The 20,010-nt window shown below is 63.1% G+C and carries 20 protein-coding genes and 1 tRNA gene; 11 read left to right on the forward strand and 10 right to left on the reverse strand.

From position 1 onward, the window contains the following. Positions 1–251: 251 nt before the first annotated feature. The 6 genes from VB672_RS12050 to VB672_RS12075 form a co-directional block, all read right to left on the reverse strand. The gene (locus VB672_RS12050; protein ID WP_329784431.1) at positions 252–878 is read right to left on the reverse strand and encodes a DUF4142 domain-containing protein; all 627 of its coding nucleotides are present in this window, start codon (positions 876–878) and stop codon (positions 252–254) included. 215 nt (positions 879–1,093) lie between these two features. Beyond that, positions 1,094–1,171 (reverse strand) — tRNA-Pro (locus VB672_RS12055). 148 nt (positions 1,172–1,319) lie between these two features. Then, positions 1,320–1,532: a hypothetical protein gene (locus VB672_RS12060; RefSeq protein WP_329784432.1), complete on the reverse strand. Its 213-nt coding sequence runs from the start codon at positions 1,530–1,532 to the stop codon at positions 1,320–1,322. Between the two features lie 297 nt (positions 1,533–1,829). Then, positions 1,830–2,183 carry a lysozyme inhibitor LprI family protein gene (locus VB672_RS12065; RefSeq protein WP_329784433.1) on the reverse strand — a complete coding sequence of 118 codons (354 nt, stop codon included), beginning with the start codon at positions 2,181–2,183 and terminating at the stop codon, positions 1,830–1,832. A 116-nt stretch (positions 2,184–2,299) separates the two neighbouring features. Beyond that, on the reverse strand, positions 2,300–2,956 hold the full coding sequence (locus VB672_RS12070) for a LysE family translocator (protein WP_329784434.1): 657 nt from the start codon (positions 2,954–2,956) through the stop codon (positions 2,300–2,302). 34 nt (positions 2,957–2,990) lie between these two features. After that, on the reverse strand, positions 2,991–3,956 hold the full coding sequence (locus VB672_RS12075; protein ID WP_329784435.1) for a threonine ammonia-lyase: 966 nt from the start codon (positions 3,954–3,956) through the stop codon (positions 2,991–2,993). Between the two features lie 190 nt (positions 3,957–4,146). Between VB672_RS12075 and argE the strand changes: the two genes are divergently transcribed. The 9 genes from argE (at position 4,147) to VB672_RS12120 (ending at position 13,754) form a co-directional block, all read left to right on the forward strand. Continuing rightward, positions 4,147–5,301 (forward strand): acetylornithine deacetylase, encoded by a 1,155-nt coding sequence (gene argE, locus VB672_RS12080; protein WP_329784436.1) that lies wholly within the window; start codon positions 4,147–4,149, stop codon positions 5,299–5,301. Positions 5,302–5,499: 198 nt separating this feature from the next. Continuing rightward, a complete protein-coding gene (locus VB672_RS12085; protein WP_442932023.1) occupies positions 5,500–7,050 on the forward strand; it encodes an ABC transporter substrate-binding protein in 1,551 nt (516 codons plus the stop codon). A gap of 104 nt (positions 7,051–7,154) precedes the next feature. Beyond that, positions 7,155–8,135: an ABC transporter permease gene (locus tag VB672_RS12090; protein ID WP_329784438.1), complete on the forward strand. Its 981-nt coding sequence runs from the start codon at positions 7,155–7,157 to the stop codon at positions 8,133–8,135. A gap of 10 nt (positions 8,136–8,145) precedes the next feature. After that, positions 8,146–9,102, forward strand: a complete 957-nt coding sequence (locus VB672_RS12095) for an ABC transporter permease (RefSeq protein ID WP_329784439.1) — start codon at positions 8,146–8,148, stop codon at positions 9,100–9,102. Positions 9,103–9,113: 11 nt separating this feature from the next. Continuing rightward, positions 9,114–10,106, forward strand: a complete 993-nt coding sequence (locus VB672_RS12100) for an ABC transporter ATP-binding protein (protein WP_329784440.1) — start codon at positions 9,114–9,116, stop codon at positions 10,104–10,106. Then, positions 10,103–11,107, forward strand: a complete 1,005-nt coding sequence (locus VB672_RS12105) for an ABC transporter ATP-binding protein (protein WP_329784441.1) — start codon at positions 10,103–10,105, stop codon at positions 11,105–11,107. Before VB672_RS12100 ends, VB672_RS12105 begins: the two co-directional genes overlap by 4 nt. A gap of 76 nt (positions 11,108–11,183) precedes the next feature. Further along, the gene (locus tag VB672_RS12110; protein ID WP_329784442.1) at positions 11,184–12,119 is read left to right on the forward strand and encodes a bifunctional helix-turn-helix transcriptional regulator/GNAT family N-acetyltransferase; all 936 of its coding nucleotides are present in this window, start codon (positions 11,184–11,186) and stop codon (positions 12,117–12,119) included. Beyond that, positions 12,116–13,003: a DMT family transporter gene (locus VB672_RS12115; protein WP_329784443.1), complete on the forward strand. Its 888-nt coding sequence runs from the start codon at positions 12,116–12,118 to the stop codon at positions 13,001–13,003. Before VB672_RS12110 ends, VB672_RS12115 begins: the two co-directional genes overlap by 4 nt. A 313-nt stretch (positions 13,004–13,316) precedes the next feature. Then, a complete protein-coding gene (locus VB672_RS12120) occupies positions 13,317–13,754 on the forward strand; it encodes a hypothetical protein (RefSeq protein ID WP_329784444.1) in 438 nt (145 codons plus the stop codon). A gap of 124 nt (positions 13,755–13,878) precedes the next feature. On the opposite strand, the gene VB672_RS12125 is transcribed toward VB672_RS12120, so the two are convergent. After that, positions 13,879–16,155, reverse strand: a complete 2,277-nt coding sequence (locus VB672_RS12125; protein WP_329784445.1) for a CDC48 family AAA ATPase — start codon at positions 16,153–16,155, stop codon at positions 13,879–13,881. A 186-nt stretch (positions 16,156–16,341) separates the two neighbouring features. Further along, complete coding sequence (locus VB672_RS12130; protein WP_329784446.1) at positions 16,342–16,860, reverse strand: hypothetical protein; 519 nt, start codon at positions 16,858–16,860, stop codon at positions 16,342–16,344. Positions 16,861–17,013: 153 nt separating this feature from the next. On the opposite strand from VB672_RS12130, the gene VB672_RS12135 reads away from it, so the two are divergent. Next, a complete protein-coding gene (locus tag VB672_RS12135) occupies positions 17,014–17,784 on the forward strand; it encodes an extensin-like domain-containing protein (RefSeq protein ID WP_329784447.1) in 771 nt (256 codons plus the stop codon). A gap of 65 nt (positions 17,785–17,849) precedes the next feature. Continuing rightward, complete coding sequence (locus VB672_RS12140) at positions 17,850–18,836, forward strand: L,D-transpeptidase family protein (protein WP_329784448.1); 987 nt, start codon at positions 17,850–17,852, stop codon at positions 18,834–18,836. A 23-nt stretch (positions 18,837–18,859) separates the two neighbouring features. Here the strand turns inward: VB672_RS12140 and VB672_RS12145 are convergent, their stop codons facing one another. Together VB672_RS12145 and VB672_RS12150 are read right to left on the reverse strand one after the other, a co-directional pair. After that, positions 18,860–19,135 (reverse strand): hypothetical protein, encoded by a 276-nt coding sequence (locus tag VB672_RS12145; protein ID WP_329784449.1) that lies wholly within the window; start codon positions 19,133–19,135, stop codon positions 18,860–18,862. Positions 19,136–19,306: 171 nt separating this feature from the next. Next, positions 19,307–19,729, reverse strand: coding sequence for a BA14K family protein (locus VB672_RS12150; protein ID WP_329784450.1), 423 nt, complete (start codon positions 19,727–19,729; stop codon positions 19,307–19,309). Positions 19,730–20,010 lie beyond the last annotated feature (281 nt).

A 20,010-nucleotide genomic window follows, 5' to 3' on the forward strand; every position in this document is an offset into this window, starting at 1 on the left:
GTGCCGTCCTTCGCTCAATCCTCTGAGGCTCGATAAGAACGGCCCGTGCGTCGAAGAAGTTCAGGCTCTTGTCGGGCGCATTCCCAACGAAACTCCAACATGGGTTCGAACGTCGCACCCCAACCGGTGAAACATTCGGAGCCGGTTTGGGTTTGGAAGCATCCCTCCAAGGATTGCTCCTGAGACTTCACCCGCTCCAACCGATGCTGGAGCGGGTTTTTTCTTTCGAAAGCCTTCGGTCCGAATGGCTCCTACCGCATGGTTTTCTGCATCTCTTCGAGCATGGCGATATGCTCGCGGATGTGTCCACGGGCCATCTTGGCGACGTTCATGTGCTCGCGGTTCTGCGGGTTCGACTGAAGATAGCGCTCCTGAACCTGGAGCAGGTCGCGATGGCCCTGAAGCTGGGCCTGCAGGTACATCTTGTCGAATTCAGCGCCGGCCTGCTGGTTCTGCATCTTCTGCATCATGTCGCGTGTCGACGAGTCCATCTGCATGGGCGGCATGCTTGTGCTGGATTGATTGGATTGGCCGCCGGTCGAACCGGTTGTGGCGGTCGCGGCTGGTTCCATCATCGAGCGGAGCACTTCGGAGAGGGTGGTCTGCTCCTGAACCTCGAAATTCGCGAAGCGCTTCAGATCCTCGTTGCGCACCTTGTTCATGGCGATGCGGCTCGATTCCAGGGCCACCATCCCAAGCTGCATGGTCTGCTGCATGTGCTGCATATCGGCTTGGCTCATCTGCCCGCCCGATTGGTTCATCGGCATGGTCCCTGGGGAGCCCGAAGGCATGGCCGGGGAGGAGCCGCCGGTCTGGGCCAGGGCTGGGGCGACAACGAGCGCGGCGGCAAGGCCGCCGAGTAGGGCACGACGATCCATCTTCATCTCCTGCAGAAATCCCGGCTCGGCCGCGACACGCTGGAGAAGCGCTCGACTCTGGGCCGCCGTTAGGGGCCGAACGCGATCACTGCTGCTTTGTTTCAGCTGGACCGTAACTGAGCGGTGTGAACGAGAGGGGAATTTGCCAGAATCCAAGCTGCAGGAAACCGGCGCTGGGGCCGGTTCGAACAGGCTTCGAGATTCAAGGAAAAGAATGGTCGGAGCGGCGGGATTTGAACCCACGACCCCTAGTCCCCCAGACTAGTGCGCTAACCGGGCTGCGCTACGCTCCGACTGCCGAAAGGCTTGGTTCCTCTAACTTTTAACGGGCACTCGCGCAACCCCTGAAATGGGGCGCGGGGTAGAAAGGCCACCTTGAGGTCATCGGGGAGGGAAGAACCCAAGAGTTGAAAGGCGGAATCGGGCAAGCTGCATCGACCTTTACGACTGAGGGCCGGTCCAGGCTTCGATGGCCTGCTTCAGGCCATCGGGCAGATCGGTCGCGGCCTTGCTGTCCGGCGTTGCTGTGGACGCGAGTTCCGAAAGGAGCACCCGGTACGTCTCGGTCTTTTCCTGGGCCGTATCAAAGCCTTCACCTGATGTGTCGTCCGGCAGGCCTGAGAAGAGGCAAAGCAGTGCGAGAATGGCGCGCATGTTTCGACTCCATGTGGTTATCGTAAGGGAAGCACGGCCAAGGTGGCATTTTCACGGTGAACGGGGTGTGCGCGAAAACACGTCAGCTGCGGATCCGAATCCGACCGGAATGAATGCTTAACCATTCGCGGGAAGAAGAGTAGGTGCCTGTGCCAAGCCGGGATACAAATTCCCGTGAGAGCGTCCCACGGCGCCCCCAAGTGCCACAGCGCTCTCGGCAGCCGGCTTCATGGCGGCTGCTTCACTTCGTGTCTTTGCACAGCCCCGCCCTTGCGCGGGGTTTTTTATGGACGGTTCTCAGAAGGGCCCGCGCTTCGCAAGGGCCTCGAAACCGTCCCGCAGCTGCTTCAGGCGATCCTCATAGGCGTTGTTCAGGCAGGTCCGGTCCTCCCCACAGGCTTCGCGCCGCTTGAGCCAGGCCACCTGCGTGTCTTCCATGTCGCCGCGGGCGCCCATGCCGAGAAGAGGCTTGAGCTGCGTGTAGAGCACGGCCATTTCGACATCCAGATCGTTCAGCGCCCGGTCCGCGCAGATTGCTTTCTCGTCCTTGGTCTGAGCCTTGGCGCAATCGAAGCTGGCGGCTTGGACGGGCTGCCACGGCATCGTCAGGAGGCCGCCGAGAGCGACGGTGCAGAGGGCTTTTCCTGTCATGGAATCGATCCTTGAATGAACTCAAGCTTCGGGGAGAACGATTCGCGCCCGAGGAGGCTCCAAGTACGGCCGAGGCTTTTCGGATTGAGCTTAACGAAGGATGAAGCGGGCACCGGTCACCGGCGGATGGCCGAAGCGTCGCCCGACAAGGCGAGACGCAGGCCGAGGCCCACCATGATGAGACCGGCACAGCGCTCCTGCCAGGCGATCAGGCCCGGCCGACGGGACAGCCATTCGCCGATCGTCCCGGTCCCGACCGCCACGGCTCCGAGGATGAAGAACCCTGAAACCTTCTGCACGCCCCCGAAAAACAGAAGCTGTGCCGTGATCGGCCAATCCTTGCTGGGATCGACGAACTGGGGGAGGAAGGCCAGCATGAAGACCATGGCCTTCGGGTTGGTGAGATTGTTGATCATCCCCTGGCGCAGGGCTGCGAGGTCCGATACGGGCTTCGGGGCCGTGCGCACGAGGCTATGTGGACCGAACGAACCGATCAGAAGCTTGGTCCCGAGCCAAACGAGATAGGCCGCGCCCACCCAGCGAAGCAGTTCGAAGGCCAGCGGCGACGCCTGGATCAGGGATGTCACGCCAAGAGCCAGGAGCGGAAGCTGGACGAGACCGGCCAGCAGGGTCATGCCGACGGCCGTCAGGACGGCGATGCGCCGGCCCTGTCCCACGCCGCGGCTCAGAAGAAGAACCATGTCGGGGCCAGGGGCGAGCTGCAAGGCCAGTACCGCGGCATAGAACGTGAGAAAGGTCGGCAGATCCGGCATGTCCTAGCCTCTTGGGCACCCTGGAGGCTTCATTTTAGACGGACTGCCGGCGCCACGCATCGAGATCGTCCAGGGACAGGTTGGAGCCGCACAGCACGAGGCCGATGACGCTGTCATCCGACAGGGACGGAGCAACGGTCTCGGCCACGGTCAGAACGCAGGCCGCCGCAGGCTCGCAGAGCAGCTTCTCCGTCTGGAGCAGCCAGCTCACATCGGCGATGACGGGCTGATCTTCCACAAGCAGAATCTCCTTCAGGAAGAGCTTGGCGGCCGCCATGGTCCGGCGAGTGGCGAAGGGCGCCGCCAGGGTCCGGGAGATGGAGGTCGGGCGAATCGTCACCGGCTCACTGGCCTTGAGGGCCTCTGTCATGGTCGGCGCACCGGTCGGTTCGACGCCGTAGATAATGAGCGATGGCCGCTTCGCTTTCAGGGCCGCCGCAACGCCGGACATGAAGCCGCCGCCGCCGATCGAGACGAACACGTGGGTCAGGTCGGGGATGTCGTCCAGGAATTCGAGGCCCAGCGTGCCGTGGCCTGCGATGATCGCAGGATCGTCATAGGGATGGACGAACAATCGGCCCCGGCGCTGGTAGTCCTCGGCCTTGGCGAAGGCTTCTGCGGCATCGTCGCAAAGCTCCACGCGGGCGCCGAACTTCGTGGTCAGGTCGATGTTGAACTGGGCCGCCGTCTTCGGCATCAGGACGAGGGCGTCGAGACCGAGCGTTCCCGCAACCCTGGCGACGGCGATTGCGTGGTTACCGCCCGATACCGTGACGAGGCCGCGCCGGCGCTCCTCGTCGCTCAACGTGAGCACCTTGTTGAAGACGCCTCTGACCTTGAAGGAGCCGGCAAGCTGCAGCGCTTCCATCTTCAAGGCGGTGCGCCGGCCAAGGCGGGCCGAAACGTCGGCGCTCTCATAGGCGGGCGTGCGTCTGACACGTCCGGCGATCCGGTCACGGGCCGCTTCGATGTCGGATAGGGCTACGTCAAAAGCGGTCATGTGCAGATCCGTGGGGCAGGGCGGTGTCGGAGGCGTGAACCGCGTGTCGAGTCACGGCGGGCGACGGGATGATGGGAGGGACGTCATTGCTTCGTCAACGGGCGTTGACGGCATAGCCGGCAACAAATGCAGCTTGACCACGGGTTCGAAGGGAGCGGAAGCTTACGGCTCACTCACGGAGCTGTGCACGATGTCCATGTCCCCCCGCGAAATGCTCGCGCGTCTGATTGCCTTCCCGAGCGTTTCGACCAGCAGCAATCTCGACATCATCGGGTTCTGTCGGGACTGGCTGAACAGCCATGGTGTCGAAAGCCATCTCGTCATGAGTCCGGAAGGCGACAAGGCCAATCTCTACGCCACCATAGGGCCCAGGGTGGAGGGCGGGATCGTCCTGTCCGGCCATACGGACGTGGTGCCGGTCGAAGGGCAGAACTGGTCAACCGATCCCTGGACGCTCACGGAGAAAAATGGCCGCCTGTACGGCCGTGGCGCGACCGACATGAAGGGCTTCGATGCTCTCGTTCTGGCGCTGGTGCCCGAGATGGTGCGCGCGCCCCTCAAGCGGCCTGTTCACATCGCTTTGTCCTACGACGAGGAGATCGCCTGCCGCGGGGCGCCGTCCATGGTGCAGGCGATGGCCGGCTCCATCCCGGCGCCGTCCGCCGTCATCGTCGGCGAGCCGACACGCCATGCAGTGGTGACGGGGCACAAGGCATCCGTGCAGCTGCGCACCGAGGTCACGGGATACGCCGTGCATTCCAGCCGGATCGACCAAGGCGTGAGCGCCGTGATGACCGCCGCGCGCCTGATCGCCTGGCATGAGGACGTGATGGAGGAGAACCGTCGCCAGACGGACCCAGGGGATCCGTTCGAGCCTCCCTATACCACGCTGCATTGCGGCATGATGGCCGGCGGCAATGCCGCCAACGTTGTCTCGTCCTCGGCCTGGTTCTACAGCGACATCCGGGCGATCCCGACGGAAAGTCCCATGGACTATCTGGCCCGCTACGAAGCCTATATCCGCGACGTGGTCGAGCCCCGGATGAAGGCCATAGCCCCGGAGACTGGTGTTGCCGTCGAACTCGTTGCCGAAGTGCCGGGCCTCAAGCCCGAAGAGGACGGGGCGGCCGAACGTCTGATGCGTCGCCTGACCGGAGACAACGGCACCCATGTGGTGTCCTACGGCACCGAGGCGGGTCTGTTCCAGCGGGTCGGCTGGTCGACGGTGGTCTGCGGCCCCGGCGACATCGCGCAGGCCCACCAGCCGGACGAGTACATCGAGGTCAGCGAGTTCCAGGCCGGTGAGGCCGTGCTGTGCCGTCTGATCGAGGATCTCTGTGCCTAAATGCTGAGCAAGATGGCCCAAGTCAGGGCTAGACCATCAGCCACTTTCCTGCCTAACTTCATTCCCTTGCGAAAGGAGCGACGACAAAAGTCGAGCTTCCGACAAGAAGAACACCGCGCAAAGACGCGGGGCTCCAGAGGAGAAGGACAGAAAATGACGATCCGTTCGAAGTTTCTCGTCGCAGCCGTTGCGACTCTCATGGTCGGCGTCGCCGTCCCGGCAATGGCCGTAACCCTGCGCTATGCCAACCAGGGCGACCTGAAGTCGCTCGATCCCTATACAGTGAACGAGACGACGACCAACGCTCATCTTGGCCATGTCTATGAAGGATTGACGCGGCGCGGCAGGGATCTGGCCATCCAGCCCAGCCTCGCGGAGCGATGGGAAATCAGCGAAGATGGCCTGACCTGGCGTTTCTTCCTGCGCAAGAACGTAAAGTTCCACAACGGCAATCCCTTCACCGCCGATGACGTGATCTTCTCAGCAAACCGGGTGCGGGCGCAGGGCTCCAACTTCCAGACCCGCGTGCCGACCAACTCCGAGTGGGTGAAGGTCGACGATCATACCATCGACGTGAAGCTGAAGTCGCCGAACCCGATCCTGAACTCCCAGTGGGACACCTGGTATATTCTGGACAAGGAATGGGCCGAGGCGAACAATGCAGCCTCGCCGACACCGGCGGCCGCGACTACCCCGAGCTATGCCTCGCTCAACGCCAACGGCACGGGTCCGTTCAAGATCGAAAGTCACCAGCCGGGTGTGAAGACAGTCTTCAAGGCCAACAAGGAATGGTGGGACAAGGCCGAGCACAATCTCGACGAGATCGTGTTCACACCGATCGGCTCCGACGCCACCCGCGTTGCGGCTTTGCTTTCCGGCGAAGTGGACGTGATCGAGCCGGTTCCGCTGCAGGATATCCAGCGCGTCAACAGCAGCGCGAACGCGAAGGTCCAGTCGGGTCCCGAGCTGCGCACGATCTTCCTCGGCATGGATCAGACCCGCGACGAGCTGTTGTTCTCGAATGTGAAGGGCAAGAACCCATTCAAGGACAAGCGCGTCCGCGAGGCGTTCTACAAGGCCATCGACATCGAGACGATCAAGTCCCGCGTCATGCGCGGCATGTCGGCTCCATCGGCTCTCATGATCGCGCCGGAACTCTTCGTGCACTCGAAGGATTTCGTGCGCCCGAAATATGATCTCGAGGGTGCCAAGAAGCTGCTCGCGGATGCGGGTTATCCGAACGGATTCGAAGTCGGCATGGACTGCCCGAACGATCGCTATGTCAACGACGAAGCGATCTGTCAGGCCGTCGTCAGCATGCTGGCTCGCGCCGGCGTCAAGGTGAACCTGATGGCCCAGCCGAAGGCTCAGTATTTCGGAAAGGTGCTGAAGTCCGGCAACTACAACACCTCGTTCTATCTGCTCGGATGGACGCCGGGTACCTTCGACAGCCACAACGTGCTGCACGACATCGAAGGCTGCCGCGACAATCCGCAATCGTCCCGCGGCGAGTCGAACCTCGGCAATTTCTGCAACAAGCAGCATGACGAGTTGACCGACAAGATCTTGGTCGAAAGCAACAAGGAAAAGCGCGACCAGATGATCAAGCAGGCCTTCCAGATCACCTTCGACGAGTACGGCTATATCCCGCTGCACCAGCAGGCGCTGGCTTGGGGCGTCTCCAACAAGGTGAAGCTCAGCCAGCGCGCCGACAACTCGGTGCTGCTGTACTGGGCGACGAAAGAGTAAGGCACGTCTGATCGCTCGTCCCGGGCGGCATCCCGCCCGGGACAATTCATTGAGAAGTCTCAGGTGACGTATTCGCCGGAGCCGACGCGATCAAGAGATTGTAAATGTTCGCTTTCATCATCCGACGTGCCCTTCAGGCAATCGGTGTACTTTTCGCCGTCGGGATCATTTCGTTCGCTATGTTCCGCTTTGCAGGCGATCCGGTAAACCAGATCGTATCGCTGGATACACCAGCCGCGGAGCGGGAGCAGGTTCGTCGCTCCCTCGGTCTCGACGACCCTGTGCCATTGCAGTTCGTGCGCTATCTCGCCAAGGCTGCCCAGGGAGATTTCGGAGTTTCCTATCAGTTCCGGCAGCCTGTGGCGGACCTGCTGACCGAGCGCATGCCGGCAACCCTCGAGCTGGCCTTGTGCGCCACGCTCTTCGCCACAGGTTTCGGCGTGCTCATGGGTGTCTATTCGGGCCTCAAACGCGACAGCTTCCTGGCCAAGGTTTTTCAGACCATCTCGCTCATCGGCATCTCGCTCCCGACATTCCTGATCGGCATCCTGCTGATCTATCTCTTTTCCGTCACCCTCGGTTGGCTGCCGTCCTACGGGCGGGGCGACACCGTCCGCCTCGGCTGGTGGACGACCGGGTTTCTCACCCTGTCGGGCCTGAAGGCGCTGATCATGCCGTCCATCACCCTCGGGCTGTTCCAGATGACGCTGATCATGCGCATCGTCCGGGCCGAGATGTTGGAGGTGCTGCGCACCGATTACATCAAGTTCGCGCGGGCGAGGGGGCTCACCACCCGGGCCGTCCATTTCGGCCATGCCCTGAAGAACACCCTCGTGCCGGTCATCACCATCGTGGGCTTGCAGTTCGGCTCGGTGATCGCCTTTGCGATCATCACGGAGACCGTGTTCCAATGGCCCGGCATGGGTCTCCTGTTCGTCCAGGCCGTGCAGAACGTCGACATCCCGATCATGGCGGCCTACTTGATGCTGGTGGCGCTGATCTTCGTGGCGATCAACCTCGCCGTCGACATCCTCTACACCATCGTCGACCCTCGCCTGCGGACGACGATCCGGCAGCCGGCCTGAGGAGGCAGAGATGGCAGACGCAATACAAGCCGTGCCCACGCCTCAGGCGCAGCCGACCACCTGGGCCGGCCGCTTTCTCGACAGCGATGTCTGGTCGAGCTTCAAGCGTTCCAAGCTGACGATGGCGGCGGCCTTCCTGACGCTCCTGTTCATGGCGGCTGCGGTCCTCGCGGGCTTCGTGGCGCCGCAGGATCCCTTCGACCCGGCCCAGCTCGATCTCCTGAACAGCCGGCTGCCGCCGCTCTGGGAGGCGGACGGTCAGGCGCCCTTCCTGCTCGGAACGGACGAACAGGGCCGCGACATCTTCTCGGCCATTCTCTATGGCCTGCGGATCTCCCTTGCCGTCGGCTTCCTCGGCGTCGCCTTCTCAGCGACGCTCGGCATCGCGCTCGGCCTCATCGCCGGCTATGTGGGCGGCACGACGGATGCCGTCATCATGCGCATCGCCGACGTGCAGCTCACATTCCCGGCGATCCTGATCGCGCTGCTCGTGGACGGGGTGGTCAAGTCGGTGCTCGGCGGCCAACTCGACGGGGTGACGACATTATCCGTGCTAGTCTTCTCCATCGGCCTGAGCTTCTGGGTGCAGTACGCCCGCACGGTGCGCGGCTCGGTGATGGTCGAGAAGAACAAGGATTACATCGCCGCCGCGCGGCTCATCGGCCTGCCGGCGCCGGTGATCATGGTCCGGCACGTCCTGCCGAACGTGCTCGGCCCGGTGCTCGTCATTGCCACCATCAACCTCGCCCTTGCGATCATCACGGAAGCGACCCTGTCCTTCCTCGGCACCGGCATGCCGGAAACCATGCCGTCGCTCGGCACCCTGATCCGCATCGGCAACAATTACCTGTTCTCGGGCGAGTGGTGGATCGTGGCGTTCCCCGGCTTCTCCCTGGCGCTCCTCGTCCTCGCCATCAATCTTTTGGGCGACTGGTTGCGCGATGCGCTCAATCCGAAGCTGCGATGAGAGGATCGCTCATGTCTCAACCCGTCCTCTCCGTCCGTGATCTGCACGTCGAATTCGTCACCCGCCGAGGCATCCTGAAAGCGATCGACGGCATCTCTTTCGATATCGGCAAGGGTGAGGTGCTCGGCGTCGTCGGTGAATCCGGCGCCGGCAAGTCGGTGACGGGCTCCGCCGTCATTGGCTTGATCGACCCGCCGGGGCGGATCGCCGGGGGCGAGATCCTGCTGTCGGGCATGCGCATCGATAACCTGCCGCCCGAGGAGATGCGGAAGGTGCGCGGCAAGCGTATCGGTATGATCTTCCAGGATCCGCTCACCAGCCTCAACCCGCTCTATCGTGTGAGTGAGCAGCTGGTCGAGACCATCCGCACCCACACCAACCTGTCCGCCTCGGCGGCGAGGAAGCGTGCCATCGATCTGTTGGCCGAGGTCGGCATTCCGGCGCCGGACAGGCGGATCGACAGCTACCCGCACGAGTTCTCCGGCGGCATGCGCCAGCGCGTGGTGATTGCGCTCGCTCTGTGCGCCGAGCCGGAACTCATCATCGCGGACGAGCCGACCACCGCTCTCGACGTGTCGGTGCAGGCGCAGATCATCGCGTTGCTGAAGCGCCTCGGACGCGAGCACGGCACCGCCATCATGCTGGTCACGCACGATATGGGCGTGATCGCCGAAACGGCGGATCGGGTCGCCGTCATGTATGCCGGCCGCATCGCCGAGATCGGGCCCGTGCGCGAGGTGGTGCAGAACCCGCTTCATCCCTATGCCAAGGGCTTGATGGGCGCGATCCCGTCACTCGAGAGCGATACGGAGCGCCTCGTCCAGATCCCGGGCTCCATGCCGCGCCTCTCGGCGATTCCGCCCGGCTGCGCGTTCAATCCGCGCTGTCCCTACGTGTTCGACCGCTGCCGGGTCGAGCGGCCGGAGCCCATCCAGCACAGCGAGCATCGCGTCGCCTGCCATCTCTACGATCAATCTTCCGTCCGGTCGGAGGCCGTCGCGTGACCGAGCACTCTTACGTCGAAGTCAAAGACCTGCGCCGCGTGTTCGACGTTTCCAAGCCCTGGCTGAACCGGGTCCTGGAGGGGGACGAGAAGCAGTACCTGAAAGCAGTCGACGGCGTCTCCTTCGCCATTGCCAAGGGCGAGACGTTCGCGCTCGTCGGCGAGTCGGGCTCGGGCAAGTCGACGGTGGCACGGATGGTTGTGGGCCTTCTGCAGCCTACGAGCGGCGAGGTGGCGATCGCCGGCGTCTCGATGACGACCAGGGCTGCTGCTGCCGAGCGCCAACGCCTGCGGCGGCGGATCCAGATGATCTTCCAGGATCCGTATGCCAGCCTCAATCCGCGCTGGCAGGTCGACCGCATCGTCGCCGAGCCGATCAGGGCCTTCCGGCTGATCGAGAAGGAGAAGGATATCACCGCGAGGGTCGGCGAACTCCTGTCGCTGGTCGGCCTTCATCCGGCAGACGGCCGGAAGTACCCGCACGAATTCTCCGGCGGCCAGCGCCAGCGCGTCGCCATCGCCCGCGCGCTCGCCTCGAACGCGGAATTCATCGTCTGCGACGAGCCGACCTCGGCGCTGGACGTCTCCGTCCAGGCGCAGATCCTGAACCTCATGCGCGACCTGCAGGATCGGCTCGGGCTCACCTACCTGTTCATCAGCCACAACCTCGCCGTGGTGCGGCACATGGCGAACCGCATCGGCGTGATGTATCTCGGCCGAATCGTCGAGATCTCCAACGGGCGCGAGCTCTTCGCTCACCCGAAGCATCCCTATACCCGCATGCTCCTCGATGCGGTGCCGGACGTGGGCATGACGGGCCGTCAGCGCATTCCCGTGAGCGGCGAGATCCCGAACCCGATCAACCCGCCTTCCGGCTGTACCTTCAACCCACGCTGCCCCTTTGCCAATGACCGATGCCGGGCTGAGATCCCGCCGCTTCTGGGAGGCGTGGCCTGCCATGCCATCCATGAGGGACGTCTGACTATCGATGTGGCGGCCTGAGGCGGCAAAGCTGCCTCCCTGGAAATAGTTGACTCAGTCAACGATATGCGGGACGCTGTCCGGCAGGGAGGCGGCCATGTCCCACATGCCAAAACTGCCGACGGATGAGCAGATCGAGAAGGTCCGCAGCTTCAACCGCTTCTATACCCGCCATATCGGCCTCCTGAACGAAGGGCTGCTGGAGAGCGCGTTTTCACTCACCGAGGCGCGGGTGCTCTACGAACTGGCCCATCGCGGCCCCTTGACGGCAGCCGATCTAGGACGGGAACTCGGACTCGATGCCGGTTATCTCAGCCGACTTCTGAAAAGATTCGACTCTCAGGGTCTGATCCAGCGCATTCCATCCAAGGGCGATAGGCGTCAGCTTCTCCTTTCGCTGACTGACCGGGGCCTCGAGGCATTCAAGCCGCTGAACCAAGCTTCGGCCGCGCAGGTGGCCACGATGCTCTCGGACCTCTCCGCCAGCGAGCGGGAGCACCTCGTCCAGGCCATGGCCACGGTCGAGCGTCTCGTAGGAGGTGCTCCGAACTCCAACCCTTACATTTTGCGCTCTCACCAGACGGGAGACATCGGCTGGATCGCCCATCGGCAGGGGCTTCTTTATGCGCAGGAATACGGCTGGGACCAAACTTTCGAAGCACTGGTGGCAGAGATCGCCGCGGTCTTCGTCAGGAACTTCGACCCAAAATGGGAGCGCTGCTGGATCGCCGAGCGGGATGGCGAGATTCTCGGGAGCGTCTTCCTCGTGCGGCATTCGGACGAGGTCGCGAAGCTCCGGCTGCTTTATGTGGAGCCTTCCGCCAGAGGGCTCGGCCTCGGGCGCAGGTTGGTCGATGAATGCATCGGCTTCGCCAGAGCCAAGGGGTACAAAACCCTGACCCTCTGGACCAACGACGTGCTCGCGGCAGCGCGCCGCATCTACGAAGCGGAGGGATTCCGATTGGTGAAAGAGGAGGCGCACCATTCCTTCGGGAAGGATCTCATTGGCCAGACCTGGAATCTCGATCTGTGAAGCGCCTCGAAGCGCTTGCCCTGACGGCCGCCGCGGCGACGGGTGTGCAGGTCGGCGCCGCCATGGTGGCCACGCGCCTCGTGGTTCATGAAATCGGCCCCGCGTCGCTGGCTTTCCTGCGCTATGCCATCGCGGTTCTCTGCCTTGTGCCGCCGGTATTCATGAGCGCCCGCGTAAGGTTTGCCGCGCGTGACCTTCTCGTCGTGATGGTTCTCGGCATCGTGCAGTTCGGCGTTCTCATCGCGCTCCTCAATCTCGGGCTTCAGTTCATCTCGTCTACCCGCGCGGCGCTCCTGTTCGCCACCTTTCCGATGATGACCATGATCATTGCGGCCAGCCTCGGGCGTGAGCTCTTGACCCGAACGAAAGCCGCCGGAGTCGTTTTGACAATCGTTGGTGTCGGAGTGGCCTTGGGTGAGCGGCTGATCACTCGGAATGCGGACGGCGAATGGCTGGGCGCGCTTCTGGTGCTCGCCGCTGCGCTATGCGGTGCTGTATGTTCAGTTTTGTATCGGCCCTATCTCTCCCGCTACCCGACCTTGCCGATCGGCGCCTGGGCCATGCTGGCATCGGTGCTCTTCCTTGGCGCGCCGGCGGGCGCGGAGGGGCTTTTCACAGGAGGTCTGCACCTTGATACCGCGGGATGGCTGGCCGTTCTGTTCATCGGCCTATCGAGCGGGATCGGTTATGTTCTTTGGCTCTGGGCGCTGAAGCATGCGTCTCCGACCAAGGTGACGGTGTTCCTCTCATTGAGCCCCATTACGGCAGCTCTTCTCGGTGTCTGGATTTTCAGAGAACCCTTCACATCCGGCGTCCTGCTCGGTCTCGTTGGTGTGGTCGCCGGACTATGGCTTGTTACCAGGACAACGCCGGCCCTCGAGTGATTGACCCGCTCGAGCTCCGGCCTCGCGATCGGGTTAAGCGAGATCGCAGCACAGGACGGTGTTGGCGTCGCAAGAAATTAGAATTATTACAGTCTATCTGGCTTGGCGGCTCACGGCCCCAGAGTAGATGCGTCGAAAAGCCAGGAAACGGTTCGCTTTCAGACTTGGCAGTTATCAAGCTTGGCTTTTAAAGACTGTGGCCATCACAACTCTGTGCGCTTGAATTACGCTTGGAAACCATTGGCACCGAATGCGTTTAGCCTCTGTCACACGTGGCGGTCGGCCATGTTCAAGGAAAGCATAGGAGAAATCTATGAGAAAGCTCGCGATCTTCGCTGGCGCTGGGTTCATGGTTCTTGGCGGCATGGGTGCCGCGTTGGCGCAATCTTCTCCGGCGATATCCGGAACGCCCGGCTCTCTCTTCCCGGACGCGGCTCCGCATGAAATTCGCTGGATCAATGGCGTGCCGTGCCGGACGGTTCTGGATCCAAACACCCGTGACACGCGCATCCCGGTCGCGTGCGCCGGTCAGGTCAGCGGTGTCGTACCGCCGATGGCCAGTGACGTCGTGACGACTGGCAGCATCGCGCCGGCTCCTGTTCCGCCGATGATGGGTGCTCCCGTTCCGGTCGGCTCGGTCGATCCCTATGCGGCTCCGCATGAAATTCGCTGGATTAATGGCGTGCCGTGCCGGACGGTGTTGGATCCGAATACCCGGGACACGCGCATTCCGGTCGATTGCGGTCAGTAAGTTCTCTTCCCTCGAGAGCAAAGCGCGGGTCGTCTGACCCGCGCTTCTGTTTGTACGACGTCGAATCAAAAACCCCATGGCATCTTGCGATGCCATGGGGCTTCACTCGTCGTGATCAGAAAAGTTATTCCGCGGCCTGCCTTATGGGCAGGAAGCCAATGGGCTGGCGCTGCGGACCTTGCTGCTTCAGGGTACCTACGATGGCCTCGTATTCCCGCTCCATCTCTGGCGTGACGGAGGGGCGGGTTTCCCGCAGGGCCTGCTCGAAATGCGCCATGGTCACATGCTCGGCCTGCAGGGACTCCCTCAGGGCCAGGAGGCCGGCCCGGCGGGTCAGGTCCTCCAGATCCGCGCCGGTGAAGCGGCTTGTCCGTTCGGCGATTATGTCCAGATCCACATCACGGCCGAGCGGCATGTCCTTAGTGTGGATGCTGAGGATGTGGCGGCGTCCCTGAGCGTCGGGAACCGGCACGTAGATCAGCTCGTCGAAACGGCCGGGCCGGAGCAGGGCTGGGTCGATCAGATTCGGTCGATTGGTCGCCGCCATGACCACGACGCCCTGCAATTCCTCGAGACCGTCCATTTCCGCCAGGATCGTGTTGACGACGCGCTCGGTGACCGCAGGCTCGCCCAGGCCTCCGCCACGGACGGGCGCGAGGGAGTCGATCTCGTCGATGAAGATCACCGTCGGAGCGACTTGGCGGGCGCGGGCGAAGAGCCGCGACACCTGCTGCTCGGATTCCCCATACCATTTCGAGAGGAGGTCGGACGACTTCGTCGCCACGAAGTTGGCCTGGGCTTCGCGGGCGACCGCCTTCGCCAAGAGGGTCTTTCCGGTACCGGGAGGGCCGAACAGCAGGAAGCCTTTGGCCGGGCGTATGCCGAGGCGTCGGAAGGATTCCGGGCTCTTGAGCGGCAGTTCCACCCCGTCGCGCAGCCGCGTGCGCGCCTCTTCGACGCCGCCGATGTCATCCCAGGTCACGTTGGGCACCTGGATCATGATCTCGCGCAGGGCCGAGGGCTGAACGCGCTTCATGGCATTGATGAAATCCTGCCTTGTGACCTGCAGGCTTTCGAGCACGTTAGAGGGAATCCCGTCCCTGAGATTGATGCCCGGCAGGATGCGCCGCAGGGAATCCATCGCCGCCTCGCGGGAGAGGGCCGCGAGATCGGCGCCGACGAAGCCGTAGGTGGTTCGGGCGACCTCGTCGAGATTCACGTCCTCGGCCAGGGGCATGCCGCGCGTATGGATCCCGAGGATCTCCCGGCGCCCCGGCTCGTCCGGGACGCCGATGACGATCTCCCGGTCGAAGCGGCCGGGACGGCGCAGGGCTTCGTCGATCGCTTCGCGCCGGTTCGTCGCGCCGATCACCACGATGTTCTGACGCGGCTCCAGGCCGTCCATGAGGGTAAGCAGCTGCGCTACGATCCGCCGCTCCACCTCACCCGTGACCTCCTCGCGCTTGGGCGCGATGCTGTCGATCTCGTCGATGAAGATGATGGCAGGCGCGTTCTGCTGCGCCTCCTGGAAGACCTGGCGCAGGCGCTGTTCGGATTCGCCGTAGTGGCGGCCCATGATCTCGGGTCCGGCGATGTGGAAGAACTGCGCCTCCGTCTCGTTGGCGACGGCGCGCGCAAGCCGGGTCTTGCCGGTGCCAGGAGGGCCGTAGAGCAGAACGCCCTTCGGCGGATCGATGCCGAGGCGCTGGAAGAGCTCGGGATGGCGCAGGGGCAGCTCCACCATCTCGCGGACCTGATCGACCGTGCTGCCGAGGCCGCCGATATCGTCGTAGGTCACGTCGGCCCGGCGGGCTTCGCGCGGTTCCTCGAATTGCGGGCGCAGCTCGATCTCTGTCTCGGCCGTCACGTGCACGATGCCGCGCGGCTGGGTCGCGACCACCACAAGGCGAATTTCCTGCAGGCCATAGGCCGGAATGTTGAGGAGGCCGCGCATCTCTTCCGGCAGCCGTGGATCCGCCGTCCGCTGCGAATAGACCGAGGTGGAGATCACGTCGCCGGCCGTCAGAGGACGCTGATAGAACGTCCGCTTCAGGGCGTCTCCGGAGCCCTGCAGGCGCAGTCCCTTCTGCGCCGGAGCCAGCACGACGCGCGTTGCCGGGCGGACCTCCGCGCGCTTCACCTCCACATGATCGCCGCTGCCCACGCCGGCATTGACGCGCTGCAGACCGTCGAGGCGAACGATGTTCAGGCCCTCGTCTTCAGGGTAGGGCGTGACGGCGATGGCGGTGGTATGGCGCTTGCCGACGATCTCGATGGCCTGGCCTTCCTGAACGCCGATCTCGGCCAGAGCCTGCCGGCTCATGCGTGCGATCCCACGGCCTGAATCGTCGGGCCGCGCGTTTGCGACCTGGAGGCGTACACTCTGCCCATCCTCTGCCATTGCTGTCTTCCTGTCGTTCGAGCGCTTGTGATGCGGTGGCAGGTGAGAGAGGGACTTGAAGGTTCAGGCTTCCCGAGTGCCACGCGTTCGAGGCTTCGCAGGCTGCGGCAAACGGCAGGCAGGGAAACCGCAGGGCCAACGCCACATGCCCGGAAATGTTGCAGGTGACGAACTGGACGGTGAGGCCTAGGACGAGATCCGGTTCGTCGGCGCCCAGAGCTGCCTGAGCGACGCCTCCATCTCGTCCTCGCCGGAAGGCGCCTCGATCAGGGCTCGGCTCGCCGGCATGAAAGGCGCGATGGTGGGAAGTTTTGCGAGTCCACTGGCGCCCGCATTCGAGGCCTCCGAGGGTGGATCGATCAGCTCCCAGCTGTCGAACAGATCCATGGAAGAGTGGCCGGGAAGATTGGGGCCGAGATAAGGAACGATCTCGATCCAGGGTCTGCCGTTCCCACGCGGCGTAACCTTGGTGACGCGTCCGAAGAAGCGCGTCAGGGGGCAACGGACGAAATCGCCAGGAACCGGGATGCGGGTCTTCTCGAACTCCAATGCCGCTTCGGCCTCCTGAAGCTCGGCTCGAAGCTTTGCCACACGTTCCACCAGCTCTGCGACACGCTTGGTGCAGGAGCTCTCGTGCTCGGCCATTGCCGAGACCAGCGACAAGCTTCTGTCGGAACCCAAACCCGCCACCGGAAAAGTACTCATGCCGGCTCTCCTCTGATCCATCGATTTTGGAGCGTCCGGGCATGAGTGCAAGGCGCCCAGAAGACTGAGATGGAACTGAACCTTGGCGCATGAGGATTATAGATAGTAACGAACTCGGAAACGGGAGGCAGCATGGGTCCTCGACGCCGCTTGATGGCACAGCTGGGGGGCATCACCGGGACGATGATGCTTGCGTCGGCCGCCTGGGCTCAGGATCCAGCACCGCCGCTGCCTCCGCCCAGGCCGCACGATTTGGCGCCGCAGCACTCGACTGAGCCGCTGCCCCCGCCGAGGCCGGATCGTTCGACGGCGTCAGAGCCGGAACAGCGGGCGGAAGAGGTGCCGCCCATCGAGACACCTCTCGATCAGAAGGCCGATCTCGACCGCGACGCCAAGGATGCTTGTCTCCAACGCATCACGCAGCTTGGGCTCCGCTTCGAGAGCCGCCCACCGGTGAGGGAGAACCTTTGCGCTGTCGACAACCCGGTTCTCGTCTCGGCACTTCCGAACGGCGTCACGATCGTGCCGTCCTCGCTGATGAACTGCCCGGTGGCCGAGAGCATCTCGCGCTGGATGAGCGAGGTGGTCGCGCCCGAGGCTGAGCGCCAGTTCCAGAGCGCTCCGACGAAACTTCTCATCGGCACCTCCTACCAGTGCCGTGACCAGCGCAACGGTCAGAAATTGAGCGAGCACGCCTTCGGAAACGGTCTCGACATCATGGGATTTGAATTCGCCAAGCGGTCTCCGCTCACGATTGGCAGCCATACGGAAGGTTCCTCCGAAGCAGCCTTCCAGGAAGCGATCCGCAAGGCAGCCTGTCCCATCTTCAACACGGTGCTCGGACCGGGCTCGGATGCGGCCCATGGCGATCATCTCCATCTCGATCTGAGGGAGCGCAAGGGCGATTACCGTATTTGCCAGTAGACCCGTGGGAACAGGGACGCAGCCAGGGCTTTGTCTGTCCACGATGATGCCGGTGGAGCCTTTTCATGAAAGTCGTTGCGTATGTTGCTGTTGGAGTCATGGGACTTGCGACCCCCGTCCTGGCCGCGCCTCAGGACCTGAACCTCGAAACCGTGAACAAGGCCGAATGGACGGCCGAGGCGGGCAAGGGGAAGGAGATCGATCCGGCGCTCGTCAAAACGCAGGTCCTGCTCGACCGGGCTCGGTTCTCGCCTGGCGTTATCGATGGGCACAATGGCGAGAATTTGCGGAACGCCATCAAGGCCTTTGAAAAGGAGCGCGGTCTCAAACCGGACGGCACCCTCGACGAGGAGTTCTGGGCAAAACTCAAGGAAGCGTCATCCGAGCCGGCTCTGGTCGAGTACACGATCCAGGACGTCGACGTGAAAGGCCCCTTCGTCACGGTCCCGGACAAGTTGGAAGATCAAGCCCGTCTCGATCGGCTCGGCTATTCCGGTCCGGACGAGCTTCTGGCCGAGAAGTTCCATATGGATGTGGATCTGCTCAAGGCGCTGAATCCCGGTAAGGCGTTCGACAAGCCGGGGACATCCATCGTCGTGGCCAACGTCGATGCGCAGTCCGCGCCGGAGAAACCGGAGAAGGCCGATAAGATCGAGATCGTCAAAAGCCAACATGTCCTGCGCGTCCTGGACAAGGGCGGCACCGTGGTCGCGGTCTACCCGGCCTCGATCGGCAGCGAGGAAAAGCCCGCACCCAGCGGATCGCACAGGGTGCGCGCCGTGGCTCCGAACCCGAACTATACCTATAACCCGGATTACGCGTTCAAGGGCGTGAAGGCCAAGGAGAAGTTCGAGATCAAGCCGGGCCCGAACAACCCGGTCGGAAGTACCTGGATCGACCTCTCCATCGAGTCCTTCGGCATCCATGGAACGCCCGAGCCCGAGAAGGTCGGCAAGGCCTATTCCCAGGGCTGCGTGAGGCTCACGAACTGGGATGTGGAGGAACTGTCGAAGATGGTCGAGAAGGGAACTCCCGTCGAATTCATCGACTAATAGGGTGAGCCGATCCGGCCCGATCAGTCGTCGTTGGCGGAGTTCAGCTGATCGGGCCTCATACCCTCGTCGACCTCCGCGTCATGGGCCTTGACGAGCCATTCGAGCTGTTCCTGGACGAAGTCCGGATCGCTGTGGAAGCGCATGGCGCAGGCCACGAGAAAGACGGCGATCTCGGGCAGATCCTCATCGCCCAGATCCGGGAGAACCAGCTCGAGTTCAGTCATGTTGCCAGAGGTCAGGAGGGCTGCCTCGGTGGGTGGAACGACGGTACCGTTGCGGTCAGGGTCTTGAGCCATTGAGCTGGTCTTAGCCTTTCTGGAAAGTGTCGGTTCGGGAGGGGATCGCCCTTTCTGATCTAACGCGCAGGCCGACGAGGTAAAGGCTTTGCGCTCATCCCAGGGTTGCAAAGCAAAAACCCTGCCGCAGGTCGCGGCAGGGTTCGGGACGATGGCGTGTCGGAGGTCGTATCAGTAAGTGCAGACGTACCGCATCCCGTTCGTCGCCAGGAAGGTTCCCGTCGCCGGATCGTAGGAGCGGTACTTGCGGGCGCAGTAAGCGGCAAGCTGCGGGTCGACCGTGCCGGGAGGCGGAGGGGCGGCGGGCTGCGCCTGGGCCTGGTTGGCGATAGCGCCGGCGATCAGCGCGCCCGCCGCGAGGCCGGCGACGCCGGCGGCCACGGCCGCGCCGTTGTCGCGACGATAGTAATACCGGTCACGGTAGTACGGGCGGTAGTAAGGGCGGTACCCGCGGCGGTAATACTGAGCATAGCTCTCATTCGGGTATGCCTGGTCGATCTGGGGCAGGGGACGGGTCTGGAGCGGGGTGGCGGTGGCGGGCACTGCCGACATGAGCACTGCGGCACCGACCACGGCCATTACGAATTTGCGCATATCAAACTCCTTGGTTGCGAAACTCCGGCAGAGGGCCTGCTGATAGTCGGGCGGAAATATAGCGCCACCGGCCAAGCTCGCACAATCCCGATCTCGCCCATGTTGTTAAGCTGATCATCCCAGTAAACCATGTAGTTTCGGATCAGTCGTGAGATGAAGCTGGCAAGGTGCGTTGAGTAATTCATTGGCCGGTTGTTGGTGCCGAGTGTGACTGCTTATAGTTCAGGGTCAATATTGTGTAAAAGGCCATGCCTCAGAAACACAGAGATTAGTCCAGATGA

Source organism: Microvirga sp. CF3016 (genome assembly GCF_036314085.1).
GTDB lineage: Bacteria > Pseudomonadota > Alphaproteobacteria > Rhizobiales > Beijerinckiaceae > Microvirga.

Excerpts from the sequence above, each read along its gene's own strand:
- VB672_RS12085 (WP_442932023.1), top strand. The coding sequence starts at position 5,500 with ATGGTCGGCGTCGCCGTCCCGGCAATGGCCGTAACCCTGCGCTATGCC.
- VB672_RS12130 (WP_329784446.1), bottom strand. The coding sequence starts at position 16,860 with ATGAGTACTTTTCCGGTGGCGGGTTTGGGTTCCGACAGAAGCTTGTCG.
- VB672_RS12145 (WP_329784449.1), bottom strand. The coding sequence starts at position 19,135 with ATGGCTCAAGACCCTGACCGCAACGGTACCGTCGTTCCACCCACCGAG.
- VB672_RS12075 (WP_329784435.1), bottom strand. The coding sequence starts at position 3,956 with ATGACCGCTTTTGACGTAGCCCTATCCGACATCGAAGCGGCCCGTGAC.
- argE (WP_329784436.1), top strand. The coding sequence starts at position 4,147 with ATGTCCATGTCCCCCCGCGAAATGCTCGCGCGTCTGATTGCCTTCCCG.
- VB672_RS12125 (WP_329784445.1), bottom strand. The coding sequence starts at position 16,155 with ATGGCAGAGGATGGGCAGAGTGTACGCCTCCAGGTCGCAAACGCGCGG.
- VB672_RS12110 (WP_329784442.1), top strand. The coding sequence starts at position 11,184 with ATGTCCCACATGCCAAAACTGCCGACGGATGAGCAGATCGAGAAGGTC.
- VB672_RS12065 (WP_329784433.1), bottom strand. The coding sequence starts at position 2,183 with ATGACAGGAAAAGCCCTCTGCACCGTCGCTCTCGGCGGCCTCCTGACG.
- VB672_RS12060 (WP_329784432.1), bottom strand. The coding sequence starts at position 1,532 with ATGCGCGCCATTCTCGCACTGCTTTGCCTCTTCTCAGGCCTGCCGGAC.
- VB672_RS12095 (WP_329784439.1), top strand. The coding sequence starts at position 8,146 with ATGGCAGACGCAATACAAGCCGTGCCCACGCCTCAGGCGCAGCCGACC.
- VB672_RS12070 (WP_329784434.1), bottom strand. The coding sequence starts at position 2,956 with ATGCCGGATCTGCCGACCTTTCTCACGTTCTATGCCGCGGTACTGGCC.
- VB672_RS12050 (WP_329784431.1), bottom strand. The coding sequence starts at position 878 with ATGGATCGTCGTGCCCTACTCGGCGGCCTTGCCGCCGCGCTCGTTGTC.
- VB672_RS12100 (WP_329784440.1), top strand. The coding sequence starts at position 9,114 with ATGTCTCAACCCGTCCTCTCCGTCCGTGATCTGCACGTCGAATTCGTC.
- VB672_RS12140 (WP_329784448.1), top strand. The coding sequence starts at position 17,850 with ATGAAAGTCGTTGCGTATGTTGCTGTTGGAGTCATGGGACTTGCGACC.
- VB672_RS12135 (WP_329784447.1), top strand. The coding sequence starts at position 17,014 with ATGGCACAGCTGGGGGGCATCACCGGGACGATGATGCTTGCGTCGGCC.
- VB672_RS12090 (WP_329784438.1), top strand. The coding sequence starts at position 7,155 with ATGTTCGCTTTCATCATCCGACGTGCCCTTCAGGCAATCGGTGTACTT.
- VB672_RS12120 (WP_329784444.1), top strand. The coding sequence starts at position 13,317 with ATGAGAAAGCTCGCGATCTTCGCTGGCGCTGGGTTCATGGTTCTTGGC.
- VB672_RS12150 (WP_329784450.1), bottom strand. The coding sequence starts at position 19,729 with ATGCGCAAATTCGTAATGGCCGTGGTCGGTGCCGCAGTGCTCATGTCG.